General features: G+C 63.4%; 26 protein-coding genes. 13 read left to right on the top strand and 13 right to left on the bottom strand.

The features are described from left to right. The first annotated feature begins 6 nt into the window (after nucleotides 1-6). The 9 genes from J3B00_RS10045 to J3B00_RS10085 all read left to right on the top strand — a co-directional run bounded on the left by J3B00_RS10045 (nucleotide 7) and on the right by J3B00_RS10085 (nucleotide 7,399). Nucleotides 7-1,980: a heme lyase CcmF/NrfE family subunit gene (locus J3B00_RS10045; protein WP_209874731.1), complete on the top strand. Its 1,974-nt coding sequence runs from the start codon at nucleotides 7-9 to the stop codon at nucleotides 1,978-1,980. Then, nucleotides 1,977-2,513 carry a DsbE family thiol:disulfide interchange protein gene (locus tag J3B00_RS10050; RefSeq protein WP_209867243.1) on the top strand — a complete coding sequence of 179 codons (537 nt, stop codon included), beginning with the start codon at nucleotides 1,977-1,979 and terminating at the stop codon, nucleotides 2,511-2,513. The genes J3B00_RS10045 and J3B00_RS10050 overlap by 4 nt, the downstream gene beginning before the upstream one ends. Continuing rightward, the gene (locus J3B00_RS10055; protein ID WP_209867245.1) at nucleotides 2,510-2,986 is read left to right on the top strand and encodes a cytochrome c-type biogenesis protein; all 477 of its coding nucleotides are present in this window, start codon (nucleotides 2,510-2,512) and stop codon (nucleotides 2,984-2,986) included. The genes J3B00_RS10050 and J3B00_RS10055 overlap by 4 nt, the downstream gene beginning before the upstream one ends. Further along, nucleotides 2,979-4,166 carry a c-type cytochrome biogenesis protein CcmI gene (ccmI, locus tag J3B00_RS10060; protein WP_209867247.1) on the top strand — a complete coding sequence of 396 codons (1,188 nt, stop codon included), beginning with the start codon at nucleotides 2,979-2,981 and terminating at the stop codon, nucleotides 4,164-4,166. The genes J3B00_RS10055 and ccmI overlap by 8 nt, the downstream gene beginning before the upstream one ends. Before the next feature lie 12 nt (nucleotides 4,167-4,178). Then, the gene (locus J3B00_RS10065) at nucleotides 4,179-4,598 is read left to right on the top strand and encodes a hypothetical protein (RefSeq protein ID WP_209867249.1); all 420 of its coding nucleotides are present in this window, start codon (nucleotides 4,179-4,181) and stop codon (nucleotides 4,596-4,598) included. 139 nt (nucleotides 4,599-4,737) lie between these two features. Beyond that, nucleotides 4,738-5,676, top strand: coding sequence for a 2-hydroxyacid dehydrogenase (locus J3B00_RS10070; RefSeq protein WP_209867251.1), 939 nt, complete (start codon nucleotides 4,738-4,740; stop codon nucleotides 5,674-5,676). A gap of 63 nt (nucleotides 5,677-5,739) precedes the next feature. Further along, the gene (locus tag J3B00_RS10075; protein WP_209867253.1) at nucleotides 5,740-6,147 is read left to right on the top strand and encodes a GFA family protein; all 408 of its coding nucleotides are present in this window, start codon (nucleotides 5,740-5,742) and stop codon (nucleotides 6,145-6,147) included. A 73-nt stretch (nucleotides 6,148-6,220) separates the two neighbouring features. Further along, nucleotides 6,221-6,559 (top strand): FKBP-type peptidyl-prolyl cis-trans isomerase, encoded by a 339-nt coding sequence (locus tag J3B00_RS10080; RefSeq protein WP_209867255.1) that lies wholly within the window; start codon nucleotides 6,221-6,223, stop codon nucleotides 6,557-6,559. A 180-nt stretch (nucleotides 6,560-6,739) separates the two neighbouring features. Then, nucleotides 6,740-7,399 carry a histidine phosphatase family protein gene (locus J3B00_RS10085; RefSeq protein ID WP_209874734.1) on the top strand — a complete coding sequence of 220 codons (660 nt, stop codon included), beginning with the start codon at nucleotides 6,740-6,742 and terminating at the stop codon, nucleotides 7,397-7,399. Between the two features lie 29 nt (nucleotides 7,400-7,428). Here J3B00_RS10085 and J3B00_RS10090 read toward each other — a convergent pair whose 3' ends face one another. Both J3B00_RS10090 and J3B00_RS10095 read right to left on the bottom strand, forming a co-directional pair. After that, the gene (locus J3B00_RS10090; RefSeq protein WP_209867257.1) at nucleotides 7,429-8,157 is read right to left on the bottom strand and encodes an aspartate/glutamate racemase family protein; all 729 of its coding nucleotides are present in this window, start codon (nucleotides 8,155-8,157) and stop codon (nucleotides 7,429-7,431) included. A gap of 16 nt (nucleotides 8,158-8,173) precedes the next feature. Then, complete coding sequence (locus tag J3B00_RS10095) at nucleotides 8,174-9,706, bottom strand: NCS1 family nucleobase:cation symporter-1 (protein ID WP_209867259.1); 1,533 nt, start codon at nucleotides 9,704-9,706, stop codon at nucleotides 8,174-8,176. Nucleotides 9,707-9,727: 21 nt separating this feature from the next. On the opposite strand from J3B00_RS10095, the gene J3B00_RS10100 reads away from it, so the two are divergent. Then, nucleotides 9,728-9,955 (top strand): hypothetical protein, encoded by a 228-nt coding sequence (locus J3B00_RS10100; protein WP_209867262.1) that lies wholly within the window; start codon nucleotides 9,728-9,730, stop codon nucleotides 9,953-9,955. 332 nt (nucleotides 9,956-10,287) lie between these two features. Here the strand turns inward: J3B00_RS10100 and J3B00_RS10105 are convergent, their stop codons facing one another. Then, nucleotides 10,288-10,725: an Lrp/AsnC family transcriptional regulator gene (locus tag J3B00_RS10105; RefSeq protein WP_209867264.1), complete on the bottom strand. Its 438-nt coding sequence runs from the start codon at nucleotides 10,723-10,725 to the stop codon at nucleotides 10,288-10,290. Between the two features lie 135 nt (nucleotides 10,726-10,860). Between J3B00_RS10105 and J3B00_RS10110 the strand changes: the two genes are divergently transcribed. Continuing rightward, nucleotides 10,861-11,766, top strand: a complete 906-nt coding sequence (locus tag J3B00_RS10110; RefSeq protein WP_209867266.1) for a DMT family transporter — start codon at nucleotides 10,861-10,863, stop codon at nucleotides 11,764-11,766. A 32-nt stretch (nucleotides 11,767-11,798) separates the two neighbouring features. Further along, entirely contained in the window at nucleotides 11,799-12,728 is a 930-nt protein-coding gene (locus J3B00_RS10115; protein WP_209867269.1) for a class I SAM-dependent methyltransferase, read from the top strand. A 117-nt stretch (nucleotides 12,729-12,845) separates the two neighbouring features. Here J3B00_RS10115 and J3B00_RS10120 read toward each other — a convergent pair whose 3' ends face one another. The 9 genes from J3B00_RS10120 to gcl all read right to left on the bottom strand — a co-directional run bounded on the left by J3B00_RS10120 (nucleotide 12,846) and on the right by gcl (nucleotide 24,619). Continuing rightward, nucleotides 12,846-14,876, bottom strand: a complete 2,031-nt coding sequence (locus J3B00_RS10120) for a mechanosensitive ion channel domain-containing protein (RefSeq protein WP_209867271.1) — start codon at nucleotides 14,874-14,876, stop codon at nucleotides 12,846-12,848. 123 nt (nucleotides 14,877-14,999) lie between these two features. Beyond that, on the bottom strand, nucleotides 15,000-15,998 hold the full coding sequence (locus J3B00_RS10125) for a sulfate ABC transporter substrate-binding protein (RefSeq protein WP_209867273.1): 999 nt from the start codon (nucleotides 15,996-15,998) through the stop codon (nucleotides 15,000-15,002). A gap of 92 nt (nucleotides 15,999-16,090) precedes the next feature. Further along, nucleotides 16,091-16,915 carry an ion transporter gene (locus J3B00_RS10130; RefSeq protein ID WP_209867275.1) on the bottom strand — a complete coding sequence of 275 codons (825 nt, stop codon included), beginning with the start codon at nucleotides 16,913-16,915 and terminating at the stop codon, nucleotides 16,091-16,093. Between the two features lie 44 nt (nucleotides 16,916-16,959). Continuing rightward, a complete protein-coding gene (locus tag J3B00_RS10135; RefSeq protein ID WP_209867277.1) occupies nucleotides 16,960-17,838 on the bottom strand; it encodes an urea transporter in 879 nt (292 codons plus the stop codon). A 189-nt stretch (nucleotides 17,839-18,027) separates the two neighbouring features. Continuing rightward, entirely contained in the window at nucleotides 18,028-19,443 is a 1,416-nt protein-coding gene (gene pyk, locus J3B00_RS10140) for a pyruvate kinase (protein ID WP_209867280.1), read from the bottom strand. After that, nucleotides 19,440-20,714, bottom strand: a complete 1,275-nt coding sequence (locus tag J3B00_RS10145) for a glycerate kinase (RefSeq protein ID WP_209867282.1) — start codon at nucleotides 20,712-20,714, stop codon at nucleotides 19,440-19,442. Before J3B00_RS10145 ends, pyk begins: the two co-directional genes overlap by 4 nt. Before the next feature lie 227 nt (nucleotides 20,715-20,941). Further along, nucleotides 20,942-21,835, bottom strand: coding sequence for a 2-hydroxy-3-oxopropionate reductase (locus tag J3B00_RS10150; protein ID WP_209867284.1), 894 nt, complete (start codon nucleotides 21,833-21,835; stop codon nucleotides 20,942-20,944). 168 nt (nucleotides 21,836-22,003) lie between these two features. Further along, nucleotides 22,004-22,786: a hydroxypyruvate isomerase gene (hyi, locus tag J3B00_RS10155; protein ID WP_209867286.1), complete on the bottom strand. Its 783-nt coding sequence runs from the start codon at nucleotides 22,784-22,786 to the stop codon at nucleotides 22,004-22,006. Nucleotides 22,787-22,843: 57 nt separating this feature from the next. Further along, nucleotides 22,844-24,619, bottom strand: coding sequence for a glyoxylate carboligase (gene gcl, locus J3B00_RS10160; protein ID WP_209867289.1), 1,776 nt, complete (start codon nucleotides 24,617-24,619; stop codon nucleotides 22,844-22,846). A 258-nt stretch (nucleotides 24,620-24,877) separates the two neighbouring features. Between gcl and J3B00_RS10165 the strand changes: the two genes are divergently transcribed. Continuing rightward, complete coding sequence (locus tag J3B00_RS10165) at nucleotides 24,878-25,318, top strand: heme-binding protein (RefSeq protein ID WP_209867291.1); 441 nt, start codon at nucleotides 24,878-24,880, stop codon at nucleotides 25,316-25,318. Nucleotides 25,319-25,471: 153 nt separating this feature from the next. Here the strand turns inward: J3B00_RS10165 and J3B00_RS10170 are convergent, their stop codons facing one another. Next, nucleotides 25,472-26,083: a TetR/AcrR family transcriptional regulator gene (locus tag J3B00_RS10170; RefSeq protein WP_209867294.1), complete on the bottom strand. Its 612-nt coding sequence runs from the start codon at nucleotides 26,081-26,083 to the stop codon at nucleotides 25,472-25,474. Nucleotides 26,084-26,201 lie beyond the last annotated feature (118 nt).

Consider the following 26,201-nt stretch of genomic DNA (forward strand, 5'->3'; position numbering starts at 1 on the left):
GCCCTGATGGTTCCCGAACTGGGCCAGCTGGCGATGATCCTGGCCATCTGCTTTGCCGTCGTGCAGGCCAGCGTGCCGCTCCTGGGCGCCTGGCGTGGTGACAGCCTGTGGATGAGCCTGGCACGGCCGGCGGCCTGGGGTCAGTTTGCCTTCCTCGCGTTTGCCTTTGCCTGCCTGACCCATGCCTTCATGACCGATAACTTCTCGGTCGCCTACGTTGCCAGCAACTCCAACAGCGCCTTGCCCTGGTACTACAAGTTCAGTGCGGTGTGGGGCGCCCATGAAGGCTCGTTGTTGCTCTGGGCACTGATCCTTGGTGGCTGGACCTTTGCCGTCTCGGTGTTCTCCCGGCAGCTGCCGCAGGTCATGCTGGCCCGCGTGCTGGCCGTGATGGGCATGATCAGCGTGGGCTTCCTGTCGTTCCTGATCGTCACCTCCAACCCGTTCCAGCGCCTGTTGCCGCAAGTGCCGACAGATGGCCGCGACCTTAATCCGCTGCTGCAGGACTTCGGCCTGATCGTCCACCCGCCGATGCTCTACATGGGCTACGTGGGCTTCTCGGTGGCCTTTGCCTTTGCCATCGCGGCATTGCTCGGCGGGCGCCTGGATGCGGCCTGGGCGCGCTGGTCGCGGCCGTGGACCATCGTTGCCTGGGCCTTTCTCGGGGTGGGTATCACCTTGGGCTCATGGTGGGCCTATTACGAGCTCGGCTGGGGCGGCTGGTGGTTCTGGGACCCGGTCGAAAACGCCTCGTTCATGCCGTGGCTGGTAGGCACGGCGCTGATCCACTCGCTGGCCGTCACCGAGAAACGCGGGGTGTTCAAGAGCTGGACGGTGCTGCTGGCGATTGCTGCCTTCTCGCTGAGCTTGCTGGGGACCTTCCTGGTCCGCTCCGGGGTGCTGACCTCGGTGCATGCGTTTGCCGCCGACCCGTCGCGTGGCGTGTTCATCCTGATCTTCCTGCTGTTCGTGGTCGGTGGCTCGCTGACCCTGTTTGCCCTGCGCGCTCCCGTGGTCAAGAGCCACGTGGGCTTTGCCCTGTGGTCGCGGGAGACGCTGCTGCTGGCCAACAACCTGGTGCTGGTGGTGGCGGCCTCGATGATCCTGTTGGGGACGCTGTACCCACTGGTACTGGATGCGCTGACCGGGGCCAAGCTGTCGGTCGGCCCGCCGTACTTCGATGCGCTGTTCCTGCCGTTGATGGCGTTGTTGATGGTGGTGCTCGGGGTCGGTGTGCTGGTGCGCTGGAAGAACACCCCGGGCAAGTGGCTGGCAGGCATGCTGACCCCGGTGCTGATCGGCAGCGCGATCCTCGCACCGATCGCCGGGCTGATCGCCGATGATTTCGACTGGCCGGCGCTGGCCACCTTCGCCCTGGCTGCCTGGGTGGTGCTGGCGGGTCTGCGCGACATCTTCGACAAGACCCGTCACAAAGGCCTGGGCAAGGGCCTGCGCGGCCTCTCGCGCAGCTACTGGGGCATGCAACTGGCGCACGTGGGCCTGGCGGTCTGCGCGTTGGGTGTGGTGCTGTCGAGCAGCAACAGCAGTGAGCGCGACCTGCGCATGGCGCCGGGCGAAACCGTCGAGCTCGGCGGTTACCACTTCCTGTTCGAGGGTGCCAAGCACTTCGAAGGGCCGAACTTCATCTCCGACAAGGGCACTGTGCGCGTCTCGCGCGATGGCCGTGAAGTCAGCGTGCTGCACCCCGAGAAGCGCCTGTACACCGTGCAGCAGTCGATGATGACCGAGGCCGGTATCGACGCCGGCTTTACCCGTGACCTCTACGTCGCCCTCGGCGAGCCGCTGGAGAACGGTGCCTGGGCGGTGCGCGTGCATATCAAACCTTACGTCAGGTGGATCTGGCTGGGCGGTCTGCTGACCGGCCTGGGTGGCCTGCTGGCGGCCTTCGACCGGCGCTACCGGGTCAAGGTCAAGACCCGGGTGCGTGATGTCCTGGGCGTGTCTGGAGCAACTGCATGAAGCGTTGGATCATGGTTCTGCCACTGGCGGTGTTTCTGCTGATGGCGGTGTTTCTTTACAAGGGGCTGTTCCTCAAGCCTGACGAACTGCCTTCGGCAATGATCGGCAAGCCGTTCCCGGCGTTTTCCCTGGCGTCAGTGCAGGGCGAGCGGGCCCTGACCCAGGCCGACCTGCTCGGCCGACCGGCGCTGGTCAATGTCTGGGGCACCTGGTGCCCATCGTGCAAAGTCGAGCATCCGTACCTGAACCAGCTGGCAGAGCAGGGCGTGGTGATCCATGGCATCAACTACAAGGATGACAATGCCGCGGCGTTGAAGTGGCTGGCCGATTTCCATAATCCCTATCAGCTGGATATCCGTGACGAGCAGGGCACCCTGGGCCTGGACCTGGGCGTGTATGGCGCGCCGGAGACCTTCCTCATCGACGCTCAGGGCGTGATTCGCTACAAACACGTCGGCGTCGTCGATGCCACGGTCTGGCGCGAGCAACTGGCGCCGCTGTACCAGGGCCTGGTCGATGAGGCCAAGCCATGAAGCGCTGGTTAGCGGCGGCCGTGCTTGGCCTGAGCCTGGCTGGCGTGGCCAAGGCCGCGATCGACACTTATCAGTTTCGCGACGACGCCGAGCGTGAGCGCTATCAGCAACTGACCAAGGAGCTGCGCTGCCCCAAGTGCCAGAACCAGGATATCGCAGACTCCAACGCACCGATTGCCGCTGACCTGCGCCGAGAAATCTTCCGTATGCTCGGCGAAGGCCGCAGCAACCAGCAGATCGTCGATTTCATGGTCGATCGCTATGGTGATTTCGTGCGCTACAAGCCGGCCTTGAGCGGGCGTACCTGGCTGCTCTGGTTCGGCCCGGGGATACTGCTGGTCGGTGGCTTCGTGGTGCTGGCGGTGATTGTCCGTCGGCGTCATGGCCCGGTGGCGGCTGGCTCCGATGAGCTGACCGCCGAACAACGCGAGCGTCTCGCCAAACTGCTGGATAAAGAACACACCCATGACTGAATTCTGGCTTGGCGCGGGCCTGCTGTTGCTCGCCGCCCTCGGCTTTTTGCTGATCCCGATCCTGCGTGGCCGTGGCCGTCAGCAGGAAGAAGACCGTACCGCCCTCAACGTGGCGTTGTACCAGGAGCGCGTTGCCGAGCTTGCTGCCCAGCAGGCCGCAGGCGTGCTCGATGCCGGGCAACTGGCCACCGGTCGCGATGAAGCGGCGCGTGAGCTGTTGGCCGACACCGAGGGCGCCGAGGCGCCGCGCCAAGGTCATCTGGGCAAGGCGCTACCGCTGTTGGCAGCCGTGCTGGTGCCGGTCATGGCCTTGGGCCTGTACCTGCATTTCGGCGCCGCCGACAAGGTCGAGCTGACCCGCGAGTTCGCCGAGGCGCCGAAATCCATGGATGAGATGACCACCCGCCTGGAGCGCGCCGTCCAGGCCCAGCCCGACTCAGCTGAAGGTTTGTACTTCCTCGGCCGTGCCTACATGGCCGATCAGCGCCCGGCCGATGCGGCGAAGACCTTCGAGCGAGCGCTGGCCCTGGCCGGACGCCAGCCCGAGCTGCTCGGCCAGTGGGCCCAGGCCCTGTACTTTGCCGCTGACAAACAATGGAACGCGCAGGTGCAGGCACTCACCGACGAGGCGCTCAAGGCCGACCCGAACGAAGTCACCAGCCTCGGCCTGCGTGGTATCGCCGCCTTCGAGGGCGAGCGCTATCAGGAGGCGATCGACTATTGGCAGCGGCTGCTGGCGCAACTGCCCGAAGGCGATGCGTCGCGGGCGGCGTTGCAGGGTGGTATCGACCGCGCTGCCGAGCGGCTCCAGGCCCAGCCGGGCGTTGCAGCTGCGCCGGCTGCCCGGCTCAAGGTCAGGGTTGAACTGGCGGCAGCGCTCAAGGACAAGGTGCAGCCGGGCGACACGGTATTCATCTTTGCCCGGGCCACCAGCGGGCCACCCATGCCGTTGGCGGCCAAGCGGGTCACCGTGGCCCAATTGCCGATCGAGCTGGAATTGTCTGATGCCGATGCGATGATGGCGCAGATGAAACTGTCCGATTTCAATGAAGTCCAACTGGTTGCACGTGTCTCCCGCGCAGGCCAGCCGACCCAAGGCGAATGGATCGGCCAAAGTGCGCCGCTGAGCAACCGTAGCCCGGCTACTCAGCATGTGACCATCGACAGCCCTGACCGCTAAGAGAACCCCGCCATGAACAGCACTGTTCGTTTGACCCTGATCACCCTGGCCCTGGGTCTGTCCGCGTGTACCGTGCGTGAACCGGTCGAACAGCCGTTGCCGCCGATCGAGACCGTGCCACCGCGCCAGGGGCCGGTGGTCAAGCCACTGCCGGGCAGCCAGCCTGGGACCCAGCCGAGCAAGCCGGCGGCGATACCCAAGCCGATGCCGCGCACGTCTGCCAGCTTTGCACCGCCGCCTGGGGGGGCCAGTCACTGGGATCCGAAGCTTGGCGTGTATGTGTTGGAGAAGAAGCCCAATACGTTCTATCGCCAGCGCACCTATTACCGCTATGACGGCGGCTGGAGCTGGTCGCTGAGCCCAGAGGGGCCTTGGCAGGAGACTGACAGCAGTGGCGTGCCAGGTGGGTTGGGGCGGGCGTTTGCGCAATAGCGAGGGCTGGTTATCTATCCGGCGCATGCCTTGAGCGTTGTCGCGATCTAACGGGCGTCCTGACAACCCTGACAGTAATCTTGACTGTACTTGCCCCCGTCCCCGCATAATCCCCCCTCGCATTTGAGCCGGAGGGTGCATGAGCAAGACAGTCCTGGTACTGGTTGAAACCGTCGACGTTTACCTGCCGTTGCTGGAGCAGGCTGGTTACCGCCTGATTCGCGCCCAGTCGCCGCAGCTGCGTGCCGAGGCCATCACCCGCCATGCGCACGAGATCGACGCGGTCCTCACCCGTGGTCCGCTGGGCCTCACCGCCACTGAAATCGACACCCTGGTCAACCTGCAGATCATCTGTGTGATCGGTGCCGGCTACGAGCAGGTCGACCTGACTGCTGCCGCAGCCCGCGGCATCACCGTCACCAATGGCGCGGGCGCCAATGCAGACGCGGTCGCCGATCACACCCTGGCCATGCTCCTGGCGCTGCTGCGCGACATTCCTCGCGGTGATGCCAGCACCCGCCGTGGCGAGTGGAATCGGGTCATCAGCCCCTCGGTATCAGGCAAGCGCCTGGGTATCCTCGGCCTTGGCGCGGTTGGCCTGGCGATTGCCAAACGGGCGTCGCTGGGTTTTGACATGAGCATCAGTTACCACAGCCGCACACCCCGTACCGACGTCGCCTACAGCTGGTACGACAGCCCGCTGCAGCTGGCCGACGCCGTCGACATCCTGGTGATCGCCACCCCGGGTGGGGCCAATACCCGCCATCTGGTAAACGCTGAGGTACTCAAAGCGCTCGGCGCTGAAGGCTATCTGGTCAATATCGCCCGGGCCAGCGTGGTTGACACTCACGCGCTGACCGAAGCCCTGCAACACGGCACCCTCGCCGGCGCAGCGCTGGACGTATTCGATGACGAGCCGGCCGTGCCGCAAGCGCTCAAGGCGTTGGGCAATACCGTACTGACTCCGCACGTGGCCGGGCAATCGCCAGAAGCCGCGCGCGATACCGTCACCCTGGTGCTGCGCAACCTGCAGGCATTCTTTGCCGGCGAGCCGGTGCTGACGCCGGTGCGTCACTAATCCGATTGATCGCCACCCCGTGCCTATACTTGCCAGCTCCCGCTCACGTTGAAGGAGCTTCCCATGCCCCTGCACAAGCAAGGTTCCTGCCTCTGCGGCGCCACCCAGTTGACCGCCCTGATCGATAGCACCCAGATCAGCGCCTGCCACTGCAGCATGTGCCGCAAATGGACCGGCGGCCCGTTGCTGGTGGTCAGCTGCAGCCAGCCGCCGCAGATCGACGGCCGTGCGCCCAGCGTCTACAACTCCTCCGACTGGGCCCAGCGTGGCTTCTGCGGCCAGTGCGGCACGCACCTTTATTACCGGCTCAAGGCCAACGACTTCTATGCCATTCCGGTTGGCCTGCTCGACGGCGACGAAGCCTGGGCCTTCGATTTGCAGATCTTTGTTGAAGAAAAACCAGCATGGTACTGCTTTGCCAACCAGACCCGCGAACTCACCGGCCAGCAAGCTTTCGACGAACACAACTAGCCAACCGTGCTTGCCAAACCGCGGCAGACCTGAGAAAACGGCGCCTTTCGATATCCGCTTGAAAGGAACCCGCATGAGCAGCGAACTGCAAGTCATTGATCTTCAAGAAGGCGACGGCAAGGCCGTGGTCAAGGGCGCGCTGATCACTACCCAGTACACTGGCTGGCTGGCCGATGGTAGCGAGTTCGATTCGTCCTGGTCGCGCGGCAAGCCGTTCCAGTGCGTGATCGGCAGCGGTCGAGTGATCAAGGGTTGGGACCAAGGCCTGATGGGGATGCGCGTCGGTGGCAAGCGCAGGTTGCAGGTGCCAGCGGAATTGGCCTATGGCGAGCGCAGCGTGGGCGCGATTCCACCTCATTCGGACCTGACCTTCGAGATCGAATTGCTTGAAGTGCTGACCCGCGACGACTGATCCGCTGCTACCTTGCTAACGACATCATTTGGCAACGTTTGCCCGCTAAAGTGAATTTTGCTCACGTTTAGCGGTCTAGGAAATGCCGCGCCGGGCGGCTATTGCCTAATAGACCCCGGTCGACGAGCATGGAATGCAGGCATGGACGCCTCCCTCTATTTGCCGGATGAGTCTTTCGCCATGAAGTTGCCGCACTACTTGCGACGCCGTCACCTGATGTTGGTCGCCGCGCTTGCCGCGATTCTCGTACCCGTCACGCTGGGCGTCGTGGAAAGCCGCGAGCAGCCGGTCGACGGTGTGCAGACCCTGGTCTTCCTGCGCCACGCCGAAAAGCCTGGCGAGGGCCTCGGTCAATTGAACTGTCAGGGCCTCAACCGCGCAATCGACCTTGCGACGGTATTGCCCGAGCGGGTGGGTGAGGCCGACTACGTGTTCGCCGCCAATCCTTCGCGGCATGTCGAGGAAGGCAGCCAGGACCTCAGCTACAGCTACATCCGTCCGCTGATGACGATTACGCCGAGTGCCATCCGCCTGGGCCTGCCAGTCAATATCGACTACGGGGCCAATGACTACGATGCCCTGGCAGACGAGCTGACCAGTAACAAGTATCGCAATGCGACGGTCTATACCGCTTGGTCGCACGGCTACCTGCCGGACTTGATCAACGCGGTGGCCGGCAAGGCTGCAGGGGATGAACAGGTGATCACTGATGATTGGAGCAATGAGGATTTCGACAGCTTGTACGTGATTACCCTGACCTGGCATGACGGCAAGGCCAGCATGCTCAGCCGTAATGTCCGTCAGGGTCTCGATGGCGGCAACAAGGCCTGTCCGACCTGAGCAGCAGGCCGGCTCAGGCCGATGCTCAATCAGCGGCCAAGCCGCATCGGCCAGCCAATCACCTGTTTCGCCCGGGGCGTCGCATACGTCCTCACCTTGGACGTGCTCAGCCCCAGCCGCACCAGCGACTCGGCAATGGTTACCGCGGCACTCACCCCATCCACCACCGGCACCCCGGTGCGCTGGCGAATTTGCTCATCAAGCCCGGCCATGCCGCCGCAGCCCAGGCAGATCACCTCGGCCTTGTCCTCGCGCACGGCCCGTTCGGCCTGTTCGACAATCGCCTCGACCGCACGCCGCGGATCGGCCTCAAGCTCAAGCACGGCCAGCCCGCTGGCGCGCACCGAAGCGCAGCGGTCATACAGCCCCGAAAGCTTCAGGCGGTCCTCGATCAACGGCACGGTGCGGTCCAGGGTGGTCACCACTGAATAGGCATGTCCCAGGTACATGGCGGTGCTGGCGGCAGCATCGGTGATGTCGACCACCGGCACGTCGAGCAGCTCCTGCAGGCCCTCACGGCCGTGTTCACCGTAGCCGGCCTGGATCACCGCATCGTACGGCCCCTCATACGCCAACACCCGGTCCATCACGGCAATTGCCGCCAGGTAGCTCTCGAAATTGCCCTCGACCGACTCTGCGCCGAACCAGGGCGTCAGGCCGATGATCTCGGTGCCCGGTGCGGCAACGCTGCGCGCCTGCTCGGCGATGGCCTCGGTGATGGCTTCGGTAGTGTTGACGTTGACGATCAGAATACGCATGCAGGGATCTCCTTGATCAGTGGCTGCTGTGGTCGACGGCAATGCACTCGCCGCTGACATCGTGGTAGAGGCGCTTGCGCGGGGCGATCAGCAGGTACACCGCTGCGGCGATGCCAGCCCCGATCAGCCAGGAGAACGGCGCCACGCCATGGAAGTTGGGCACCAGTGCCAGGACGATCGCCAGCAACGCGGCGGGGACGAACGCTGCCACCGCGCGCAGGTTGATCCCGCGGGTGTAGTGATAGGCGCCGGCAGGGTTCTCGCTATACAGCTCCGGTACGTTGATGCAGCCTTTGCGCAGCAGCCAGTAGTCGGCCATGATCACCCCGTACAGCGGGCCGAGCAGGGCGCCCAGGCCAGACAGGAAATACACGATCACCAACGGGCTGTTGTACAGGTTCCACGGCAGGATCAGCACCGCCAGGGTGGCGCTGATCAGCCCGGCGCGGCGGAAGTTGAGATGCTTGGGCGCCAGGTTGCTGAGGACGAACGCCGGCGCGACGAAGTTGGCCATGATGTTCACCGCCACGGTGACGATCAGGAAGGCCAGGCAGCCGAGCACCAGGAACGGCGTGCTGGGGATGCTCGCGACGATCTGGGTCGGGCTGTCGATGATCTGCCCGTTAATCTGGAACTGCGCACCACAGAGCACTACGGTGATGATCGCGAATACCAGGATGTTCACCGGCAGGCCCCAGAAGTTGCCGACGCGGATGGTCTTGCGGCACGGCGAAGAGCGGGCGAAGTCGCAGAAGTTGAGCACCAGGGTGCCGTAGATCGCCAGCCACAGGGCGCCGCCGGCAAAAATGTTGCGCCACATCTCATAGCCGCTGAGTGGCTCGGCCACTGACCAGGCGATGCGCGTGTCGGCCTGGAAGTACATCCACCCGGCCAGACTGGCCACCGTCAGCAGGATCACCGGGCCGGCGAACGCTTCGTAGCGGCGGACCATCTCCATGCCGTAGGCAAGGATCACCAGTTGCACCAGCCAGATCGCCACGAAGCACACCCAGCCCAGGCTCGACAGGCCGAGGATGCTGTCCTGGTCATGCATGGCCAGTTGCGGCCAGACGGCGGTGAGCAGCACGCGCAGGACCACTGAGGCGAGGTAGGTCTGGATGCCGAACCAGGCGATGGCGATGACCGCGCGGATCAGTGCAGGGATCTGCGCCCCGTGGATCCCGAAGGCGATGCGGCTGATGACCGGGAACGGTACGCCGGTTTTCTGCCCCATGTAGCCGGACAGGTTCATGAAGAAGTACACCAGCACTGCCCCGATCGCCAGCGACAGAAGGATCTGCCAGCCGCCCAGGCCGAGCGCGAACAGGCCCATGGCGAAGGAGTAGTTGGCGATGTTGTGTACGTCGTTGGTCCACAGGGCAAAGATGCTGTAGCCGCCCCAGCGGCGACCTTCGCTGCGGGTCGGGGCGAGGTCGCGGTTGTGCAGGCGCGGGCTGAGTTCGAGGTTCGGCAAGTGGCCGGTCAACGTTGACGTGGACGGGGTGCTGGCGACGGATAGTTCAGGGGCAAGGTCGAGGCTGCTACTCATTCCGGCGGCTCCTGATGCACGTTGGCTGCGATGAATAGGCGAGGGCGCACGGGCTCGCTGTTTCATCCGATGCAGGCGTTGGCATCACTGGGTTCTGAAGGCGGCGGCCTGTTGGAACAGGCGCTGCGCGTTATTGTGTATTTGTGTTTGCTTAACTTTGTATACAAAACACAAACACACAAAAGCCAGTTCTATGCCATTGTGGATGCTGGTTTTAGCTTGCCATCATTTTCAATCTTTACTATTTAAAGATAAGTTTATGAATAAATGGATTTATAAGTTGACCAAATGAACAGGATATATTTTTATTGTGTTCAATTAGTTGATTAATTGGTCAGATTTTTAAGAGTGCGGTGTGTAACGTCGTGGTGCGTTACTTCTCAGAAGTGCACACAAAAATGGCACTAAAGGTGACATTCTTGTGTACAAAAAATCACCAGCAGTTGGAGTTAGGCGTGTCAGTGACGGCCTCTTCGCGGGGCAAGCCCGCTCCTACAGGTTTGGTGAACGCTGTAGATCCTGTAGGAGCGGGCTTGCCCCGCGAAGAGGCCGTCACTGCACGACACCCGCAAATCCAGTGCTCAGTCCATCGGTGGCAGCCGTCGCTTTACCGGGCTTTTCTTGATGATCGCCGTATTGGTCTCGGCCAGCACATTGAGGCCGTCGAGCAAGCTGTCGAGTTGCTCCATGGAGCGCACATGCAGGCGGGCGATGAAGCAATCGTCACCCGTTACCTTGTCGCATTCGGTGAACTCGGGGATGGCAATGATCTGCCGTTCGACTTCCTGCAACTGCCCGGGCAACGGGCGGATGCGCACGATGGCCTGCAACTGGTAGCCAAAGCTGCGCGGGTCGACATCAACCGTGTAGCCACGGAGCACGCCACGTTCTTCCAGTCGGCGCAGGCGCTCGCTGACGCTGGGGGCGGAGAGCCCGCTGATGTGCGCAAGGGCCTTGAGTGAGCGCCGTGAGTCTTCCATCAGGGCATTGATCAGCAGTTGATCGATGGCGTCGGTCATGTTTTTACTTCCTCAGGCAGATGCGGAGTATTGCCTTGATAGTAAAGGTGCAAGGCAGGCTGCGCCTTGTTTATCCGCTGGAAGGCAGCGCCGGCCCTTGTTCATACTGTTGCCATCGTCATCAGGAGGTGTGAGATGGACAGTTCAGTACGCCGTGGCTCGTTGGAAATGGTGGTCGCCATGCTGATTTCCGGGACCATCGGCTGGTTCGTGCTGGTCTCCGGCCGACCGGTGCTGGAGGTGGTGTTCTGGCGCTGCGTATTCGGCGCTGGCACCTTGCTGCTGATCTGTGCCGGTTTCGGCTTGCTCAAGCCTGGGGTGATTGGCCGTACTGCGTTGCTCCTGGCCGTGGTCAGCGGGGTGGCCATCGTCGGTAACTGGTTACTGTTGTTCGCCTCCTACTCTCGCGCCTCAATCGCCATCGGCACCGCGGTATACAACGTCCAGCCGTTCATTCTGGTCGGGCTCGCGGCGCTGTTCCTCGGTGAGAAGATCACTGTCGCCAAACTGACCTGGCTGAGCGTGGCGTTCGTCGGCATGCTGGCCATCGTCAGCGCGCATGGCGCGGGGCAGGGCAGTGGCAGTGAGTACCTGCTGGGGATCGGCCTGGCCTTGGGCGCGGCGTTTTTGTATGCGGTCGCGGCACTGATCATCAAGCGCCTTAGCGGCACGCCGCCGCACCTGATCGCGCTGATCCAGGTCACCACCGGCGCCATCCTGCTGGCGCCGTGGGTCAAGCTCGGTGGGTTGCCGGGCGAAATGCCGGCGCTGGCCAGCCTGGTGACGCTGGGCGTCGTCCACACCGGGCTGATGTATGTGCTGCTGTACAGTGCCATCCAGCGTCTGCCTACTGCGCTGACCGGTGCGCTGTCGTTCATCTACCCGATTGCGGCGATTCTGGTCGACTGGCTGGCCTTCGGCCATCGTCTGGCGCCGTTGCAATGGCTGGGGGTGGCGCTGATCCTGCTGGCAGCGGCGGGTATGCAGCAGGGCTGGTGGTTTCGTTCGAAGGTAGCCGTCAAGCAGGCCGGCATTGGGTAGAATGCTCCCTTTTCAAGCCTTGCGACTTGCCCATGACCTCCGTGATCGACACCCTCGAACAGCACCTGCTAACTGCCCTCGACCCTGCACCCGCAGAGACCCGCCGCCTGTTCCACGGCCGTGGCCGTTGCTGGCCGGGGCTTGAGCAGATCACCGTGGACTGGTTGCAGGGTGTGCTGCTGGTGGCGTTGTTTCGCGAGCCGGCCGAGGGCCAGTTGGCAGCGCTTGAAGCCATGTTGCGCAAGCTTGCCCAGGCCCCGCAATGGACGGGCGAGGCGATCCTGATCCAGCACCGCTACCTGCCCGACAGCCCTGGCCAGTGGCTGCTTGGTGAGCCGGTGCAGCAACGTGAAGTGGTCGAAGACGGCCTGACCTACCTGCTTGATCTGGGCGTACGGCAGAACAACGGGCTGTTCCTCGACATGCGCTACGGCCGGCGCTGGGTGCGTGAACAAGCTGCGGGCAAACGCGTGCTCAACCTGTTCGCCTATACCTGTGGCTTCTCGGTGACGGCCATGGCCGGTGGTGCCGTGCAAGTGGTCAACCTGGACATGGCCAAGTCGGCGCTGTCGCGTGGCCGTGAAAATCATCGGCTCAACGGCCATGATGTAGGCCAGGTGGCGTTTCTCGGGCACGAACTGTTCAAGTCATGGGGCAAGGTGCGCAAGTATGGGCCGTATGACCTGATCATCATTGACCCGCCAACCTTCCAGCGTGGCAGCTTCGTGTTGACCCAGGACTACGCGAAGATTCTCCGGCGTTTGCCGGAGTTGCTCAGCGCGGGCGGGACGGTGCTGGCCTGTGTAAATGACCCGGGGATTGGCTCGGACTTCCTGATTCAGGGCATGGCCGAGCAGGCGCCTGGGCTGACGTTTGTCGAGCGGCTGGAGAATCCGCCGGAGTTTCCTGATGCGGACCCGGAGGGTGGATTGAAGGCGTTGGTGTTCCGTCAACAGGATTGAGGCCAGCCGTACCGGCCCCTTCGCGGGGCAAGCCCGCTCCTACAGGGATTGCGGTGAACCTTGTAGGAGCGGGCTTGCCCCGCGAAACCGGCGAAGCCGGTGCCATCCACCACCCTCTCAGGCTGACACTGCGCGAGGCTGCGCGAGCATCGGATACACCTGCGCAAACGCGACATTGTCGGTCTGGTCCACGCGCTTTTTCAGGCGCTCGTTGAACGCACGACTCACCGCATATTGCCCACCGGAAATGGTGCGGAACTGGGCGGTGAGGACAAACCCGTTCAAGTCCATCCGGTCTACCCCGAACACCTGCAACGGCCCCTGCAGGTTGATCCTCAGCAGGGGGTCTTCGCTGATCGACTTGCCCACCTCGTGAATCAGCGCCATCGACTGATCGACATCGCTGTCATACGTGAACTGCACCGAGAAAAACGCATAGGCGAACTGCCGCGACTGGTTGGTGACCGCCTTGATCTGGCCAAACGGCACCGAATGCACGAAGCCTTTGCCATCGCGCAGGCGCAGGGTACGGATGGTCAGGCTCTCGACGGTGCCCGCGTGGCCTGAATCAAGCACCACCCAGTCGCCGATCGAGATGGTGTCTTCGATCAGGATGAACAGCCCGGTAATCACATCCTGGACCAACTGCTGCGAGCCAAAACCGATCGCCAGGCCGATCACCCCGGCACCGGCCAGCAACGGCGCGACGTTGATCCCCAGGTTGGCCATGGTGGTGATGGTGCAGATCACGATCAGCACCACTTTGATGGCGTTGCGCAGCATCGGCAGGATGGTCCGCGTGCGGGTACTCGGCTGACGCGCGGCGCGTTTGCCTACCGCCGGCTTGAGCGCTTCCTGGATCGCGGTGTCGAGGACCACCCACAGCAGCCAGGTCACCAGCAGGATCAGGCCGATGCTCGACAACGAGTTGCTGATCGCCTGGCCGAGGCTGTTGCTCAGGGCGAAGTTGACCACCGAGAAACCCCAGATGCGCCCCAGCAGCTCGATGAAGGCCACCGCCATGGCAATTCGCAGCAGTGCATGGGCGAGGCTGCGTAGCAGCTCTTTGTAGGGCCGCACGCGTTGCTCGGTATCGACGCTGCCGGAGGCGAGCAGGTGCTGCATGAGGGTGCTGAGGAATACTGCGGCCACCAGTAGCACCGTGGTCAGCAGGGCGTTCTGCAGGGCCTTCTGGCTTTCTTCGCCAGCGCCGATCAGGTGAATGGCCGATACCAGGATCATCATCAGGATCGGCAGGTACCAGAGGTTGGAAAAGATCCGCAGGGTTTCCTGGACAGCGCGGTGCTGGAGGCGGTCCTTGAGGTCGCGGTTGCGGATCAGGTGGGCCACCGGTCGGCGCAGGCGCAGGACCAGGCTGGCAAAGATGAAGGTGGCCAGCAGGCCGGTGATCACCGCGATACTGGCGGTGACGTTGCCGCCCAGTTGGCGGGCAATCTGCGGGCTGGTCAGGGCGTCGCTCCAGGCCGCCAGAAAGCCGATCATGAACAGCGAGCGGGGTGCCAAGCGGCGGATCACTGCCACCGCCGAGCGCTTGTGGCCGGCGTCAAACAGGGTGATCAGGCAAAGAATGATCGACGTCGAGAACAGGCCACTGCTGGTGGCGTAGGCCAGGCTCAGGCCCAGCGCGCGGGCCACCGAGGGGTCAAGGAAGCGGCTGGCGTAGAGGGTCAGCGGCAGGCTGGCCAAGGCTGGCAGCGTGTAGGGCAGCAAATAGCCGAGCAGGCCGCGCAGCCGTTTGCGTGACTGCACCAGGCGGGTTCGCCCGCAGCGGCCGGCCAGCCAGCGGCCAAGCGTGGTCAGCAGGGCGAAGCTGGCGGCCCAGGTCAGGGTCAGCAGCAGAAAGTTACCGGTCAGTTGCAACGAGTCTTCGGCCGAATGCCGGTTGACCAGGCGCTCGACCTCTTTGGCCGCGCGATCAGTGCGCAGGCGCCAGGCGTCGACCAGGTGGGCGTCGAGATCGAGTTGCTGGGCGGCGCTGTCAAAGCTGTCGGCCAACGCACCGAGCAGGCCGCCCTGGAGGACTGGGGCCGGCTCCTCGGCAGGTGTTTCGGCAGGCGTGGGGTCAGCGGCGAACAGTGAGGTGCTCAGCATCATGCCAAGCAGGAACGGGGTGAGGAAACGCAGCACTGGAGTACTCCTTGGGCCGGGGCGAGCGGAGAAGGGTTACTCAAGGAACTGATTGGCAATGGGCTGGGAAGTTCAAGCGGCTGCGGTTGACTGGGGCTGCGTGGCAGCCCCAGTCAGTGTCAGTTACTGACCGGTATAGATCTGATCGAACACGCCACCGTCATTGAAGTGGGTCTTCTGCACGGTGCGCCAGTCACCGAAGGTCTTCTCGACCGAGAGGAAGTCGACTTTCGGGAAGCGGTCGGTGTACTTCGCCAGCACCGCCGGATCACGCGGGCGCAGGTAGTTCTGCGCGGCGATCTCCTGGGCCGCAGGCGACCACAGGTACTTCAGGTATTCCTCGGCCACGGCGCGGGTGCCTTTCTTGTCGACAACCTTGTCGACCACGCTCACCGGCGGCTCGGCTTCGGCCGAAACGCTTGGATAGACCACTTCAAACTGATCGCGGCCGAACTCCCGCGCGATCATCTCGGCTTCGTTCTCGAAGGTCACCAGCACGTCGCCGATCTGGTTGGTCATGAACGTGGTGGTGGCGGCACGGCCACCGGTATCGAGCACCGGCGCCTGCTTGAACAGCTTGCCGACGAAGTCCTTGGCCTTGTTCTCGTCGCCGCCGTTCTTCAGCACGTAGCCCCAGGCCGACAGGTAGGTATAGCGGCCATTACCCGAGGTCTTCGGGTTGGGCACGATTACCTGCACGCCATCCTTGAGCAGGTCGGGCCAGTCTTTCAGGGCTTTCGGGTTGCCCTTGCGGACGATGAACACGGTGGCCGAGGTGAACGGCGCGCTGTTGTTCGGCAGGCGTGTCACCCAGTTGTCCGGGACCAGCTTGCCGTTGTCGACCAGGGCGTTGATGTCGGTCGCCATGTTCATGGTGATGACATCGGCCGGCAGGCCATCGATCACTGCCCGCGCCTGCTTGCTCGAGCCACCGAAGGACATCTGCAGGGCGACCTTCTCCTTGTGCTCAGCCTCCCAGTGCTTCTGGAACGCGCTGTTGTAGTCCTTGTAGAAGTCGCGCATCACGTCGTAGGAAACGTTAAGCAGGGTCGGCGCTGCATGGGCCAGGTTGCCGAGGGTCAGGCCCGCGGCAAGCAGTGAGGCAGTGAACAGTTTTTTCACGACGCATTCCTTGTTCTTTAAGAATTGTTGGCAGATTGCCAGCGACTATAGCGGGTGCTTCGCAGCGGTTTAAAGAACAAAAAACGCTTTGGTTATTCCCGCTTGGTAAACAGTGCATTACCGCAGCGCGAGCAGAATGCCGCGCCATGTTCATGGCTTTTTTTGCGGCATACCGGGCAGTCATGCTGCAGCTGCTCACCGCGCATGGCATTGGCCAGTTCGGCGGTGAAGATGCCGGTGGGTACGGCGATGATCGAGTAGCCGGTGATCATCACCAGTGACGACAGCACCTGGCCTAGCGGGGTCTTGGGCACGATATCGCCGAAGCCGACGGTGGTCAGGGTGACGATGGCCCAATAGATACCCTTGGGGATACTGGTGAAGCCATGCTCTGGGCCTTCGATCACGTACATCAAGGTGCCGAACACGGTCACCAGGGTGGATACGGTGACCAGAAAGACGATGATCTTCTGCTTGCTGCCGCGCAGCGCCGCCATCAGGTAATTGGCCTGCTTGAGGTACTGGCCAAGCTTGAGCACGCGGAAGATTCGCAGCATGCGGATCACGCGGATGATCAGCAGGTACTGGGCGTCGCTGTAGTACAGCGCAATGATCCCGGGCACGATCGCCAGCAGGTCGACCAGCCCGTAGAAGCTGAAGGCATACCGCAGCGGCTTGGGCGAGCAGTACAGGCGCGTCAGGTACTCGGCGAGAAAGATCGCCGTAAAGCCCCATTCGATGGCGGCGAGCAGGCCGGCATAGCTCTGGTGCACCTGGTCGATGCTGTCGAGGATGACCGTCACCAGGCTGGCAAGGATGATCAGCAGGAGGGTCTTGTCGAAGCGTCTGCCTGCCGTGGTGTCGGTCTGGAAGACGATGATGTAGAGCCGCTCGCGCAGGCTCGCAGGGGTTGGCATGGGCGCGTTCCAATGTTCAATGGCCAGAGCCTAGGGGCTGCCCCTCAGCTGTGCAAGCGGCGCGGGTTGCCACCTCCGGCCAGGCGTGGCAGGTGCAGGCTCAGATTGAGCAACCAGCAGGCAGTGACAAACGGGGCGGTCAGCCCGGCGACTGGCAGCAGGTTGAACAGCGGCTGCAGCAGGATCGCCAGGACAATGGCCAGCAACGGCAGCCAGGGGCGTTCGCGTTGGCTGCAGAAGGCCAGCGCGGCCAGCGCCGCATTGAACCCCAGCAGCCCCATCCAGGCGGTCTGTGCTTCGCCGGCGAGCAGCGCCACGCTGCCGCCGATAGCGGAGCCAAGCAGTGCCCAGAACGCAGCGTAGCGGTTGCAGATAAACAGGCCGATCGCGATCAGCACGCCGGCCAGTGGTTGGTCGAGGAGGAAGATCTGGCCTAGGCCGCGGGCCAGAGCCTGGACCGGCTCAGCCTCGACCGGGGCGCTCACCGCCGAAGGCTCGGCCAGGAGCAGGGCGCCCCAGCCGAACAGCACGAACGGCGCCGTATAGACCGTCAGCAGATAGCCGCCGCGCTTGCGCCATTGATGGACGAGGATGCTCGACAGGCCACCGGCGGCGATGATCAGCGGCGGTAAAATCGCCGACCACGGCAGTACCGCGCTGAACAGTACGCCGATCAGCACACCGTTGTAGCTGTACAGCCCGGCCTGGCGGTCGCCGCGGTCATAGCCGCGCCGTTGTGCGGTGAGCAGGCCGGCCAGGGCGCCGAGCAGGGCGCCGCCGACCAGGTTGGGCGCGGTCAGAAGGATGGCCAGCAGGCAGCACAGGCCGCACAGCGGGTTGCGCTGCAGCACCACCTGGCTGAAGCCGTTGAGCAGCGCCGTGGCCCAGTCGGGGCACGGGTTGACGAAATTTTTCGTGTACATGGGCAGTCAGTAGGGTTGAGGTGGGCGGTGGGCCTCTTTGGGCCTCGGTTTTCCGCAGCGTCGGTGTTGCCTGGGCCAGGGAGGGCTTTGCCCTCCATTCGCGGGTCAAGCCCGCTCCTACAGGATTTGTGAGATTCCTGTAGGAGCGGGCTTGACCCGCGAATGGGGCGCAAAGCGCCCCCGGCGGTCTCAGATCAGTGTCTCGATCCGTAGCGTGTTAGTCGTTCCCGGTTTGCCGAAAGGCACACCGGCGGTGATCAGCAAGGTGTCACCCCGGCTGGCCATGCCTTGCGCCTGGGCAATCTCCAGCGCCGTCGAGCAGATCTCGTCGACCTGGCGCAGACGGTCGTTGACCACCGAATGCACGCCCCAGGTCACGCTCAGGCGCCGTGCGGTGACCAGGTTCGGCGTCAGGTTGAGGATCGGCGCCCGTGGTCGCTCACGCGCAGCACGCAGCGTCGAGGCACCCGACTCGCTGTAGTTGACCAGCACCGCCAGCGGCAGGATCCCGCTGATCCGGCGGATCGCACAGCTGATCGCATCCGAGACGGTAGCCTCGGCCTTGGGCCGGCCAACGTCGAGCTGGGCCTGGTAGTCCGGGCCGTTTTCGACTTGGCGGATGATCTTGCTCATCATCTGCACGGCTTCCAGTGGGTAGTCACCCGAGGCGGTCTCGGCCGACAGCATCACCGCATCGGCGCCTTCGGCCACGGCGTTGGCCACGTCGGTGACCTCGGCGCGGGTCGGCGCCGGCGAGAAGCGCATCGACTCGAGCATCTGTGTCGCCACCACCACCGGGCGCCCGAGCTGGCGGCAGGTATTGATGATGCGTTTCTGGATCTGCGGCACGCTTTCGGCCGGCACTTCCACGCCCAGGTCGCCACGGGCAACCATGATCGCGTCGGACAGCTCGGCAATCGCCTGCAACTGCTCGACCGCCGAAGGCTTCTCGATCTTGGCCATCAGGTAGGCGCGGTCGCCGATCAGTTGGCGCGCTTCGATGATGTCTTCCGGGCGCTGAACAAACGACAGCGCCACCCAGTCGACACCCAGCTCCAGGCCGAAGGCGAGGTCGCGGCGGTCTTTTTCGGTCAGCGGGCTGAGCTCGAGCACTGCCTGCGGCACGTTGACGCCCTTGCGGTCGGACAGCTCGCCACCGGCGAGCACTTCGGTGTCGATCGCATCGCTGTGTTTGGCGGTCACCCGCAGGCGCAGCTTGCCGTCATCAAGCAGCAGGTCCATGCCCGGCTCCAGCGCAGCAATGATTTCCGGGTGTGGCAGGTTGACCCGGCGGCTGTCGCCCGGCGTGCTGTCGAGGTCCAGGCGCAGGGCCTGGCCGCGCTGCAACTGAACCTTGCCTTCGGCAAAACGGCCCACGCGCAGCTTTGGCCCTTGCAGGTCCATGAGGATGCCCAGCGGGTAGTTGAGCTGCTGTTCGACGTCGCGAATCCACTGGTAGCGCAGGGCGTGGTCGGCGTGTTCACCGTGGCTGAAGTTGAGGCGGAAGATGTTCACCCCGGCTTCGACCAGTTGGCGCACATCGTCGATGCCATTGATGGCTGGGCCGAGGGTGGCGAGGATTTTGACTTTTTTATCAGGCGTCATGATTGCGGAGTCTCGAGGATCAGAATGGCGCGGAAGTCGTTGACGTTGGTGCGGGTCGGCTCGGTGACGATCAGCGCATCCAGCGCGGCGAAGTAGCCGTAGCCGTTGTTGTTGTCCAGCTCGTCCGAGGCTGACAGACCCAGGGCAGCGGCGCGGGCATGGCTGTCCGGGGTCATTACGGCGCCGGCGTTTTCTTCCGAGCCATCGATGCCGTCGGTGTCGCCAGCCAAGGCGTACACCCCAGGCATGCCCTTGAGGTTTTCGGTAAGGCTGAGCAGAAACTCGGCGTTACGCCCGCCACGGCCGTTGCCGCGCACGGTGACGGTGGTCTCGCCGCCGGAAAGGATCACGCAGGGCGCTTTCAGCGGCTGGCCGTGCAGGACGATTTGCCGGGCGATCCCGGCGTGCACCTTGGCGACTTCGCGCGACTCACCTTCGAGGTCGCCGAGAATCAGCGGGCTGAAGCCGGCCTGGCGGCATTTGACGGCGGCGGCTTCCAGCGACTGCTGGGGTTTGGCGATCAGCTGAAAGTGGCTGCGGGCCAGCGCCGGATCATCCGCCTTGACGGTTTCCGAGGCAGGGTTGTTGAGCCAGTCGATGACGGCCTTGGGCGCACCGATGTTGTAGCGCTTGATGATTGCCAGGGCGTCGGCCGAGGTGCTCGGGTCGGCCACGGTCGGGCCAGAGGCGATCACCGTGGCGAGGTCGCCCGGCACATCGGAAATGGCATAGGTGTACACCGTGGCTGGCCAGCAGGCCTTGGCCAGGCGGCCGCCCTTGATTGCCGAGAGGTGCTTGCGCACGCAGTTCATCTCGCCGATGGTGGCGCCGGATTTGAGCAGCGCCTTGTTGATCTGTTGCTTGTCGGCCAAGGTCAGGCCTTCGGCGGGCAGGGCCAGCAGGGCCGAGCCGCCGCCTGACAGCAGGAAGATCACGCGGTCGTCTTCGGACAGGTTGCTGACCAGCGCCAGCACGCGCTTGGCCACGGCCAGGCCGGCGGCGTCGGGGACCGGGTGAGCGGCTTCGACCACTTCGATCTTCTGGCAGTTGGCGCCGTGCCCGTAGCGGGTCACGACCAGACCGGAGACTTCGCCCTGCCAGCTTTTTTCGACCACTTCGGCCATGGCGGCGGCGGCCTTGCCGGCACCGATGACGATGACCCGGCCGCTACGGTCGGCGGGCAGGTAGGGTTCGAGGACCTGGCGGGGGTGGGCGGCGGCGATGGCTGTGTCGAACAGCTCGCGGAGTAATTGTTGCGGATCGACCGACATGGCAGGCTCCCAGATTATTGTTGTTCTGCTAAAGCAAAAACGCCCCCGGAACTGCCTCCGTGCAGGCTGAACCAGGGGCGGTGTTGCGCGTTGCCACTGACGGGCCCGTGGTCGCAGGCTCATCGGTGTTGGCTGCTTCGCGGGGTAAGCCCGCTCCTACAGGATTCGCGCAGTACCTGTAGGAGCGGGCTTGTCCCGCGAAGAGGCCAGAGAAGGCTTACAACCTGTTACTTGTCGCCGCGGATCGAGAAGTTGGCCATGTGCTCCAGGCCCTTGATCAGCGCCGAGTGGTCCCAGTTGCCGCCACCGAGGGCGACACAGGTGCTGAACACTTGCTGGGCGTTGGAGGTATTGGGCAGGTTGATGCCCAGCTCCTTGGCGCCTTGCAGGGCCAGGTTCAGGTCCTTCTGGTGCAGGTTGATGCGGAAGCCTGGGTCGAAGGTGCCTTTGATCATGCGCTCGGCATGCACTTCAAGGATTTTCGACGAAGCGAAACCGCCCATCAGTGCTTCACGCACCTTGGCCGGATCGGCACCGTTCTTGGCGGCGAACAGCAGCGCTTCACTGACGGCCTGGATGTTCAGGGCGACGATGATCTGGTTGGCAACCTTGGCGGTCTGGCCATCGCCATTGCCACCGACGCGGGTGATGTTCTTGCCCATCAGTTCGAACAGCGGCAGGGTGCGCTCGAAGGCTTTCGGGCAACCGCCGACCATGATGCTCAGGGTCGCTGCCTTGGCACCGACTTCACCACCGGAGACTGGCGCGTCCAGGTAGGCGGCACCGGTGGCCTTGATCTTCTCGGCGAAGGCCTTGGTGGCGGTCGGCGAGATCGAGCTCATGTCGATGACGATCTTGTTCGGGCCAATGCCTTCGGCTACGCCGTTCTCACCGAACAGGACGGCTTCGACCTGTGGGGTATCGGGAACCATGACGATGATGAATTCAGCTTCCTGGGCCACTTCCTTCGGATTGGCCAGGGCGACTGCGCCGGCGGCGATCAGCTCAGCCGGGGCCGCGTCGTGGTGGGTGGAAACGAACAGGCTGTGACCTGCTTTTTGCAGGTTTTGGGCCATGGGCTTGCCCATGATGCCGGTGCCGATGAAACCGATTTTAGCCATGAGAGATTACCTCGTTGTAATTGTTGAATCTCGCTGGAGAGGCGACTCGCACCCCTGTAGAAGCGGGCTTGCCCCGCGAACAAGGGCGCAGCCCTTGCCATGCCCCGCGGTAGCTGGGCAGGCCTCTTCGCGGGATTAGCCCGCTCCTGCAGAGGGCGCGTGCGTGCCTTAGATTGCGTTATGGGTCTTGAGCCAGCCGAGGCCTGCCTCGGTGGTGGTCAGCGGCTTGTACTCCGCGCCCACCCAGCCCTGGTAGCCGATGCGGTCCAGGTGCTCGAACAGGAAGCGGTAGTTGATCTCGCCGGTGCCTGGCTCGTTGCGGCCGGGGTTGTCGGCCAGCTGGACATGGTTGATCAGCTTCAGGTTGGCCTCGAGGGTACGGGCCAGGTCACCTTCCATGATCTGCATGTGGTAGATGTCGTACTGCAGGAACAGGTTGGCGCTGCCGACCTCGGCCTGGATCTCCAGCGCCTGCTTGGTGGTGTTCAGGTAGAAGCCGGGGATGTCGCGGGTGTTGATCATTTCCATGACCAGGCGGATCCCGGCGGCTTGCAGCTTGTCGGCGGCAAACTTCAGGTTGTCGACAAAGGTCTTGCGCACATCGGCGCACTGCAGGCCCTGCGGACGAATACCGGCCAGGCAGTTGATCTGGGTATTGCCCAGCACCTTGGCGTATTCGATCGCTTTGTCGACGCCGGCACGGAATTCTTCAACGCGGTCCGGGTGGCAGGCGATGCCGCGCTCACCTTTGCCCCAGTCGCCGGCCGGCAGGTTGAACAGCACCTGGGTCAGGCCGTGGCCGTCGAGTTGCTGCTTGATCTCGGCGGGGCTGAAATCGTACGGGAAGAGGTACTCGACGCCACTGAAGCCAGCGTCGGCGGCGGCCTTGAAGCGGGCCAGGAAGTCCTGCTCGGTGAACAGCATGGACAGGTTGGCAGCGAAGCGAGGCATGGTTGTCTCCTTGCAGAAGAAGGCCCCCGGCACAGCCGGCGCGGGGGCGTCAGGCAGTCAGTCGAGCATCGAGATCGCGGTAGGCGCGTCGTTGCCGACCAGGGCGAGGTCTTCGAACTCGTTGACCGCGTTGATCTCGGTGCCCATGGAAATGTTGGTCACACGCTCGAGAATCACCTCAACCACGACCGGTACGCGGAACTCTTCGGCCATTTTCTGCGCCTTGAGCAGGGCAGGGGCGATGTCACCCGGCTCGAACACACGCAGGGCCTTGCAACCCAGGCCTTCGACCACGGCGACGTGGTCGACACCGTAGCTGCCGGCTTCGGTCGAGTTGATGTTCTCGAACGCCAGTTGTACACAGTAATCCATGTCGAAGCCACGCTGCGCCTGGCGGATCAGGCCGAGGTAGGCGTTGTTCACCAGCACGTGGACGTATGGCAGGTTGAACTGCGCGCCCACTGCAAGCTCTTCGATCATGAACTGGAAGTCGTAGTCACCGGACAGCGCGACCACCTTGCGTTTCGGGTCGGCCTTGACCACGCCCAGTGCAGCAGGAATGGTCCAGCCGAGCGGGCCGGCCTGGCCACAGTTGATCCAGTGACGCGGCTTGTACACGTGCAGGAACTGCGCGCCGGCGATCTGCGACAGACCGATGGTGCTGACGTAGCAGGTGTCTTTGCCGAACACCTGGTTCATCTCTTGATAAACCCGCTGCGGCTTGACCGGCACGTTGTCGAAGTGGGTCTTGCGCTGCAGGCTGGCCTTGCGCTGCTGGCAGTCTTCCAGCCACGCGCCGCGGTCCTTCAGCTTGCCGGCGGCTTTCCACTCGCGGGCCACTTCGAGGAACACGTCCAGGGCCTTGCCGGCATCGGAAACGATGCCCAGGTCCGGGGTGAACACGCGGCCGATCTGGGTCGGTTCGATGTCGACGTGGACGAATTTGCGGCCTTCGGTGTAGACGTCGACCGAGCCGGTGTGGCGGTTGGCCCAACGGTTGCCGATGCCCAGTACCAGGTCGGATTTGAGCAGGGTGGCGTTGCCGTAGCGGTGCGAAGTCTGCAGACCGACCATGCCGACCATCTGTGGGTGGTCGTCAGGGATGATGCCCCAGCCCATCAGGGTCGGGATCACCGGTACGCCGGTCAGTTCGGCGAACTCGACCAGTTTCTCGCAGGCATCAGCGTTGATGATGCCACCACCGGCGACCAGCAGCGGACGCTCGGCGTCGTTGAGCATGGCCAGGGCTTTTTCGGCTTGTACGCGGCTGGCGGCAGGCTTGTTCACCTGCAGCGGCTCGTAGGCGTCGATGTCGAACTCGATCTCGGCCATCTGCACGTCGAACGGCAGGTCGATCAGCACAGGGCCTGGGCGGCCGCTGCGCATTTCAAAGAAGGCCTTCTGGAAGGCGTACGGCACCTGGCCCGGCTCGAGCACGGTGGTGGCCCATTTGGTCACCGGCTTGACGATGTTGGTGATGTCGACGGCCTGGAAGTCTTCCTTGTGCAAGCGTGCACGCGGGGCTTGGCCGGTGATGCAGAGGATCGGGATGGAGTCGGCCGACGCACTGTACAGGCCGGTGACCATGTCGGTGCCGGCAGGGCCGGAGGTGCCGATGCACACGCCGATGTTGCCCGGATTGGCACGGGTGTAACCCTCGGCCATGTGCGAGGCGCCTTCGACGTGGCGAGCGAGGACGTGATCGATGCCGCCGACTTTCTTCAGGGCCGAGTACAGAGGGTTGATGGCAGCCCCTGGGATGCCGAACGCGGTATCTACACCTTCACGGCGCATGACCAGCACGGCTGCATCGATTGCTCTCATTTTGCTCATGGGTTGTGCCTCATCGATTTTGTAATTGTATACAACTTGCTCTGCGGCAAAGTGTATTCACGCTCGGCGGCTTAGGTCAATCCATTTTCATCGGAACCGATAGCTTTCGTCGGGAAGCCCATAAAAACGGCGTTTAGTCTGATCGTGCACGATCGTCTAAAAATATTGTATACAAAAAGATATGCCGTTGTGTTCTATTTGCAGGACAGGTTTTTAACTGCCCTCGGGGCTTCTCACAACAAGAAGAGGACCTTTGCAATGACTACATTGACCCTGAAAGTCGCTGTCGGCCTGGTCAACGCCGCGCTGGCGGCGGGCCGCAAGATCAACGCGGCGCCACTGACCGTGGTGGTGCTGGATGCCGGCGGTCACCTGCTGGCGCTGCAGCGCGAGGATGGCGGCAGCCTGTTGCGCCCGGACCTGGCGACCGGCAAGGCATGGGGCGCGATTGCCCTGGGCAAGGGCTCGCGCTTGCTGGCGCTGGATGCGCAGCAGCGGCCGGCATTTTTTGCCGCGCTGAATGGGCTGGGCGAGCGGCCGGTGGTGCCGGCGCCGGGTGGCGTGCTGATTCGTGATCAAGCCGGCAAAGTGCTCGGCGCGGTGGGGATCAGCGGGGATACGTCGGATATCGACGAGCAGTGCGCGATCACTGCGATCGAGGAGGTTGGCTTGACGGCAGATGCGGGTGTGGCTGCCTGATCTGTGCCATTGGGGCCGCTTTGCGGCCCTTTCCGACCGGTCCGGCGCCCCGGCAAGGCCGCTCCCACAACAACGCTAACTCATTGATTTAATCGACCCCTGTAGGAGCGGGCTTGTCCCGTGATGGGCTGCAAAGCAGCCCCTAGGGCCGGCTCAGGCCGCCTCTGGCTCACATCCCTTCAATACCAGGCGAATGATCGTCTCGGCCGCGGCTTCGTAATCACTGTCAGCCAGCTTGGCCTTGCCGGTGACCGCTGAAATCTGCCAATCGAAATCCGCGTAGGTCTGCGTCGCCGCCCAGATGCTGAACATCAGGTGGTGGGCATCGACCGGAGCAATCTGCTTGCGCTCGATCCAGCGCTGGATGCATTCGATGTTGTGCCGGGCCTGCTCGTTGAGCTGCTCGACCTGGCTCGGCGACAGGTGCGGCGCGCCATGCATGATCTCGCTGGCGAATACCTTGGAAGCATGTGGCAGATCACGCGAGATGCGGATCTTGGAGCGGATATAAGCGCTCAGCACTTCCTTGGGATCACCGTCGGCGTTGAACGGCGTGGACGCCTGCATGATCGGCGCGATGATGCTTTCCAGGACCTCGCGGTAGAGGTTGTCCTTGGATTTGAAGTAGTAGTACACGTTTGGCTTAGGCAGGCCGGCCTTGGCCGCGATGTCGCTGGTCTTGGTGGCGGCAAAGCCCTTGTCGGCGAATTCCTCGCTGGCCGCGCGCAGGATCAGTTCCTTGTTGCGCTCGCGAATGGTGCTCATTGTCAGGGATCTTCCTCGGAATGGTCGCCTCTAAGAGGGATCGGGCATGGTAGCACCGGCCCTGACGGACGCTCAAGGCAGCAGGTTTGGGCTAGAATTTGGCGATTGACTCTATGGG

Source organism: Pseudomonas sp. BP8, assembly GCF_017875955.1.
In the GTDB taxonomy this organism is placed as follows: Bacteria; Pseudomonadota; Gammaproteobacteria; order Pseudomonadales; family Pseudomonadaceae; genus Aquipseudomonas.

Bases quoted from the DNA above. Each gene is read 5' to 3' on its own strand.
- J3B00_RS10045 (WP_209874731.1), top strand. From the start codon at position 7: ATGGTTCCCGAACTGGGCCAGCTGGCGATGATCCTGGCCATCTGCTTT.
- J3B00_RS10050 (WP_209867243.1), top strand. From the start codon at position 1,977: ATGAAGCGTTGGATCATGGTTCTGCCACTGGCGGTGTTTCTGCTGATG.
- J3B00_RS10055 (WP_209867245.1), top strand. From the start codon at position 2,510: ATGAAGCGCTGGTTAGCGGCGGCCGTGCTTGGCCTGAGCCTGGCTGGC.
- ccmI (WP_209867247.1), top strand. From the start codon at position 2,979: ATGACTGAATTCTGGCTTGGCGCGGGCCTGCTGTTGCTCGCCGCCCTC.
- J3B00_RS10065 (WP_209867249.1), top strand. From the start codon at position 4,179: ATGAACAGCACTGTTCGTTTGACCCTGATCACCCTGGCCCTGGGTCTG.
- J3B00_RS10070 (WP_209867251.1), top strand. From the start codon at position 4,738: ATGAGCAAGACAGTCCTGGTACTGGTTGAAACCGTCGACGTTTACCTG.
- J3B00_RS10075 (WP_209867253.1), top strand. From the start codon at position 5,740: ATGCCCCTGCACAAGCAAGGTTCCTGCCTCTGCGGCGCCACCCAGTTG.
- J3B00_RS10080 (WP_209867255.1), top strand. From the start codon at position 6,221: ATGAGCAGCGAACTGCAAGTCATTGATCTTCAAGAAGGCGACGGCAAG.
- J3B00_RS10085 (WP_209874734.1), top strand. From the start codon at position 6,740: ATGAAGTTGCCGCACTACTTGCGACGCCGTCACCTGATGTTGGTCGCC.
- J3B00_RS10090 (WP_209867257.1), bottom strand. From the start codon at position 8,157: ATGCGTATTCTGATCGTCAACGTCAACACTACCGAAGCCATCACCGAG.
- J3B00_RS10095 (WP_209867259.1), bottom strand. From the start codon at position 9,706: ATGAGTAGCAGCCTCGACCTTGCCCCTGAACTATCCGTCGCCAGCACC.
- J3B00_RS10105 (WP_209867264.1), bottom strand. From the start codon at position 10,725: ATGACCGACGCCATCGATCAACTGCTGATCAATGCCCTGATGGAAGAC.
- J3B00_RS10110 (WP_209867266.1), top strand. From the start codon at position 10,861: ATGGACAGTTCAGTACGCCGTGGCTCGTTGGAAATGGTGGTCGCCATG.
- J3B00_RS10115 (WP_209867269.1), top strand. From the start codon at position 11,799: ATGACCTCCGTGATCGACACCCTCGAACAGCACCTGCTAACTGCCCTC.
- J3B00_RS10130 (WP_209867275.1), bottom strand. From the start codon at position 16,915: ATGCCAACCCCTGCGAGCCTGCGCGAGCGGCTCTACATCATCGTCTTC.
- J3B00_RS10135 (WP_209867277.1), bottom strand. From the start codon at position 17,838: ATGTACACGAAAAATTTCGTCAACCCGTGCCCCGACTGGGCCACGGCG.
- pyk (WP_209867280.1), bottom strand. From the start codon at position 19,443: ATGACGCCTGATAAAAAAGTCAAAATCCTCGCCACCCTCGGCCCAGCC.
- J3B00_RS10145 (WP_209867282.1), bottom strand. From the start codon at position 20,714: ATGTCGGTCGATCCGCAACAATTACTCCGCGAGCTGTTCGACACAGCC.
- J3B00_RS10150 (WP_209867284.1), bottom strand. From the start codon at position 21,835: ATGGCTAAAATCGGTTTCATCGGCACCGGCATCATGGGCAAGCCCATG.
- hyi (WP_209867286.1), bottom strand. From the start codon at position 22,786: ATGCCTCGCTTCGCTGCCAACCTGTCCATGCTGTTCACCGAGCAGGAC.
- gcl (WP_209867289.1), bottom strand. From the start codon at position 24,619: ATGAGCAAAATGAGAGCAATCGATGCAGCCGTGCTGGTCATGCGCCGT.
- J3B00_RS10165 (WP_209867291.1), top strand. From the start codon at position 24,878: ATGACTACATTGACCCTGAAAGTCGCTGTCGGCCTGGTCAACGCCGCG.
- J3B00_RS10170 (WP_209867294.1), bottom strand. From the start codon at position 26,083: ATGAGCACCATTCGCGAGCGCAACAAGGAACTGATCCTGCGCGCGGCC.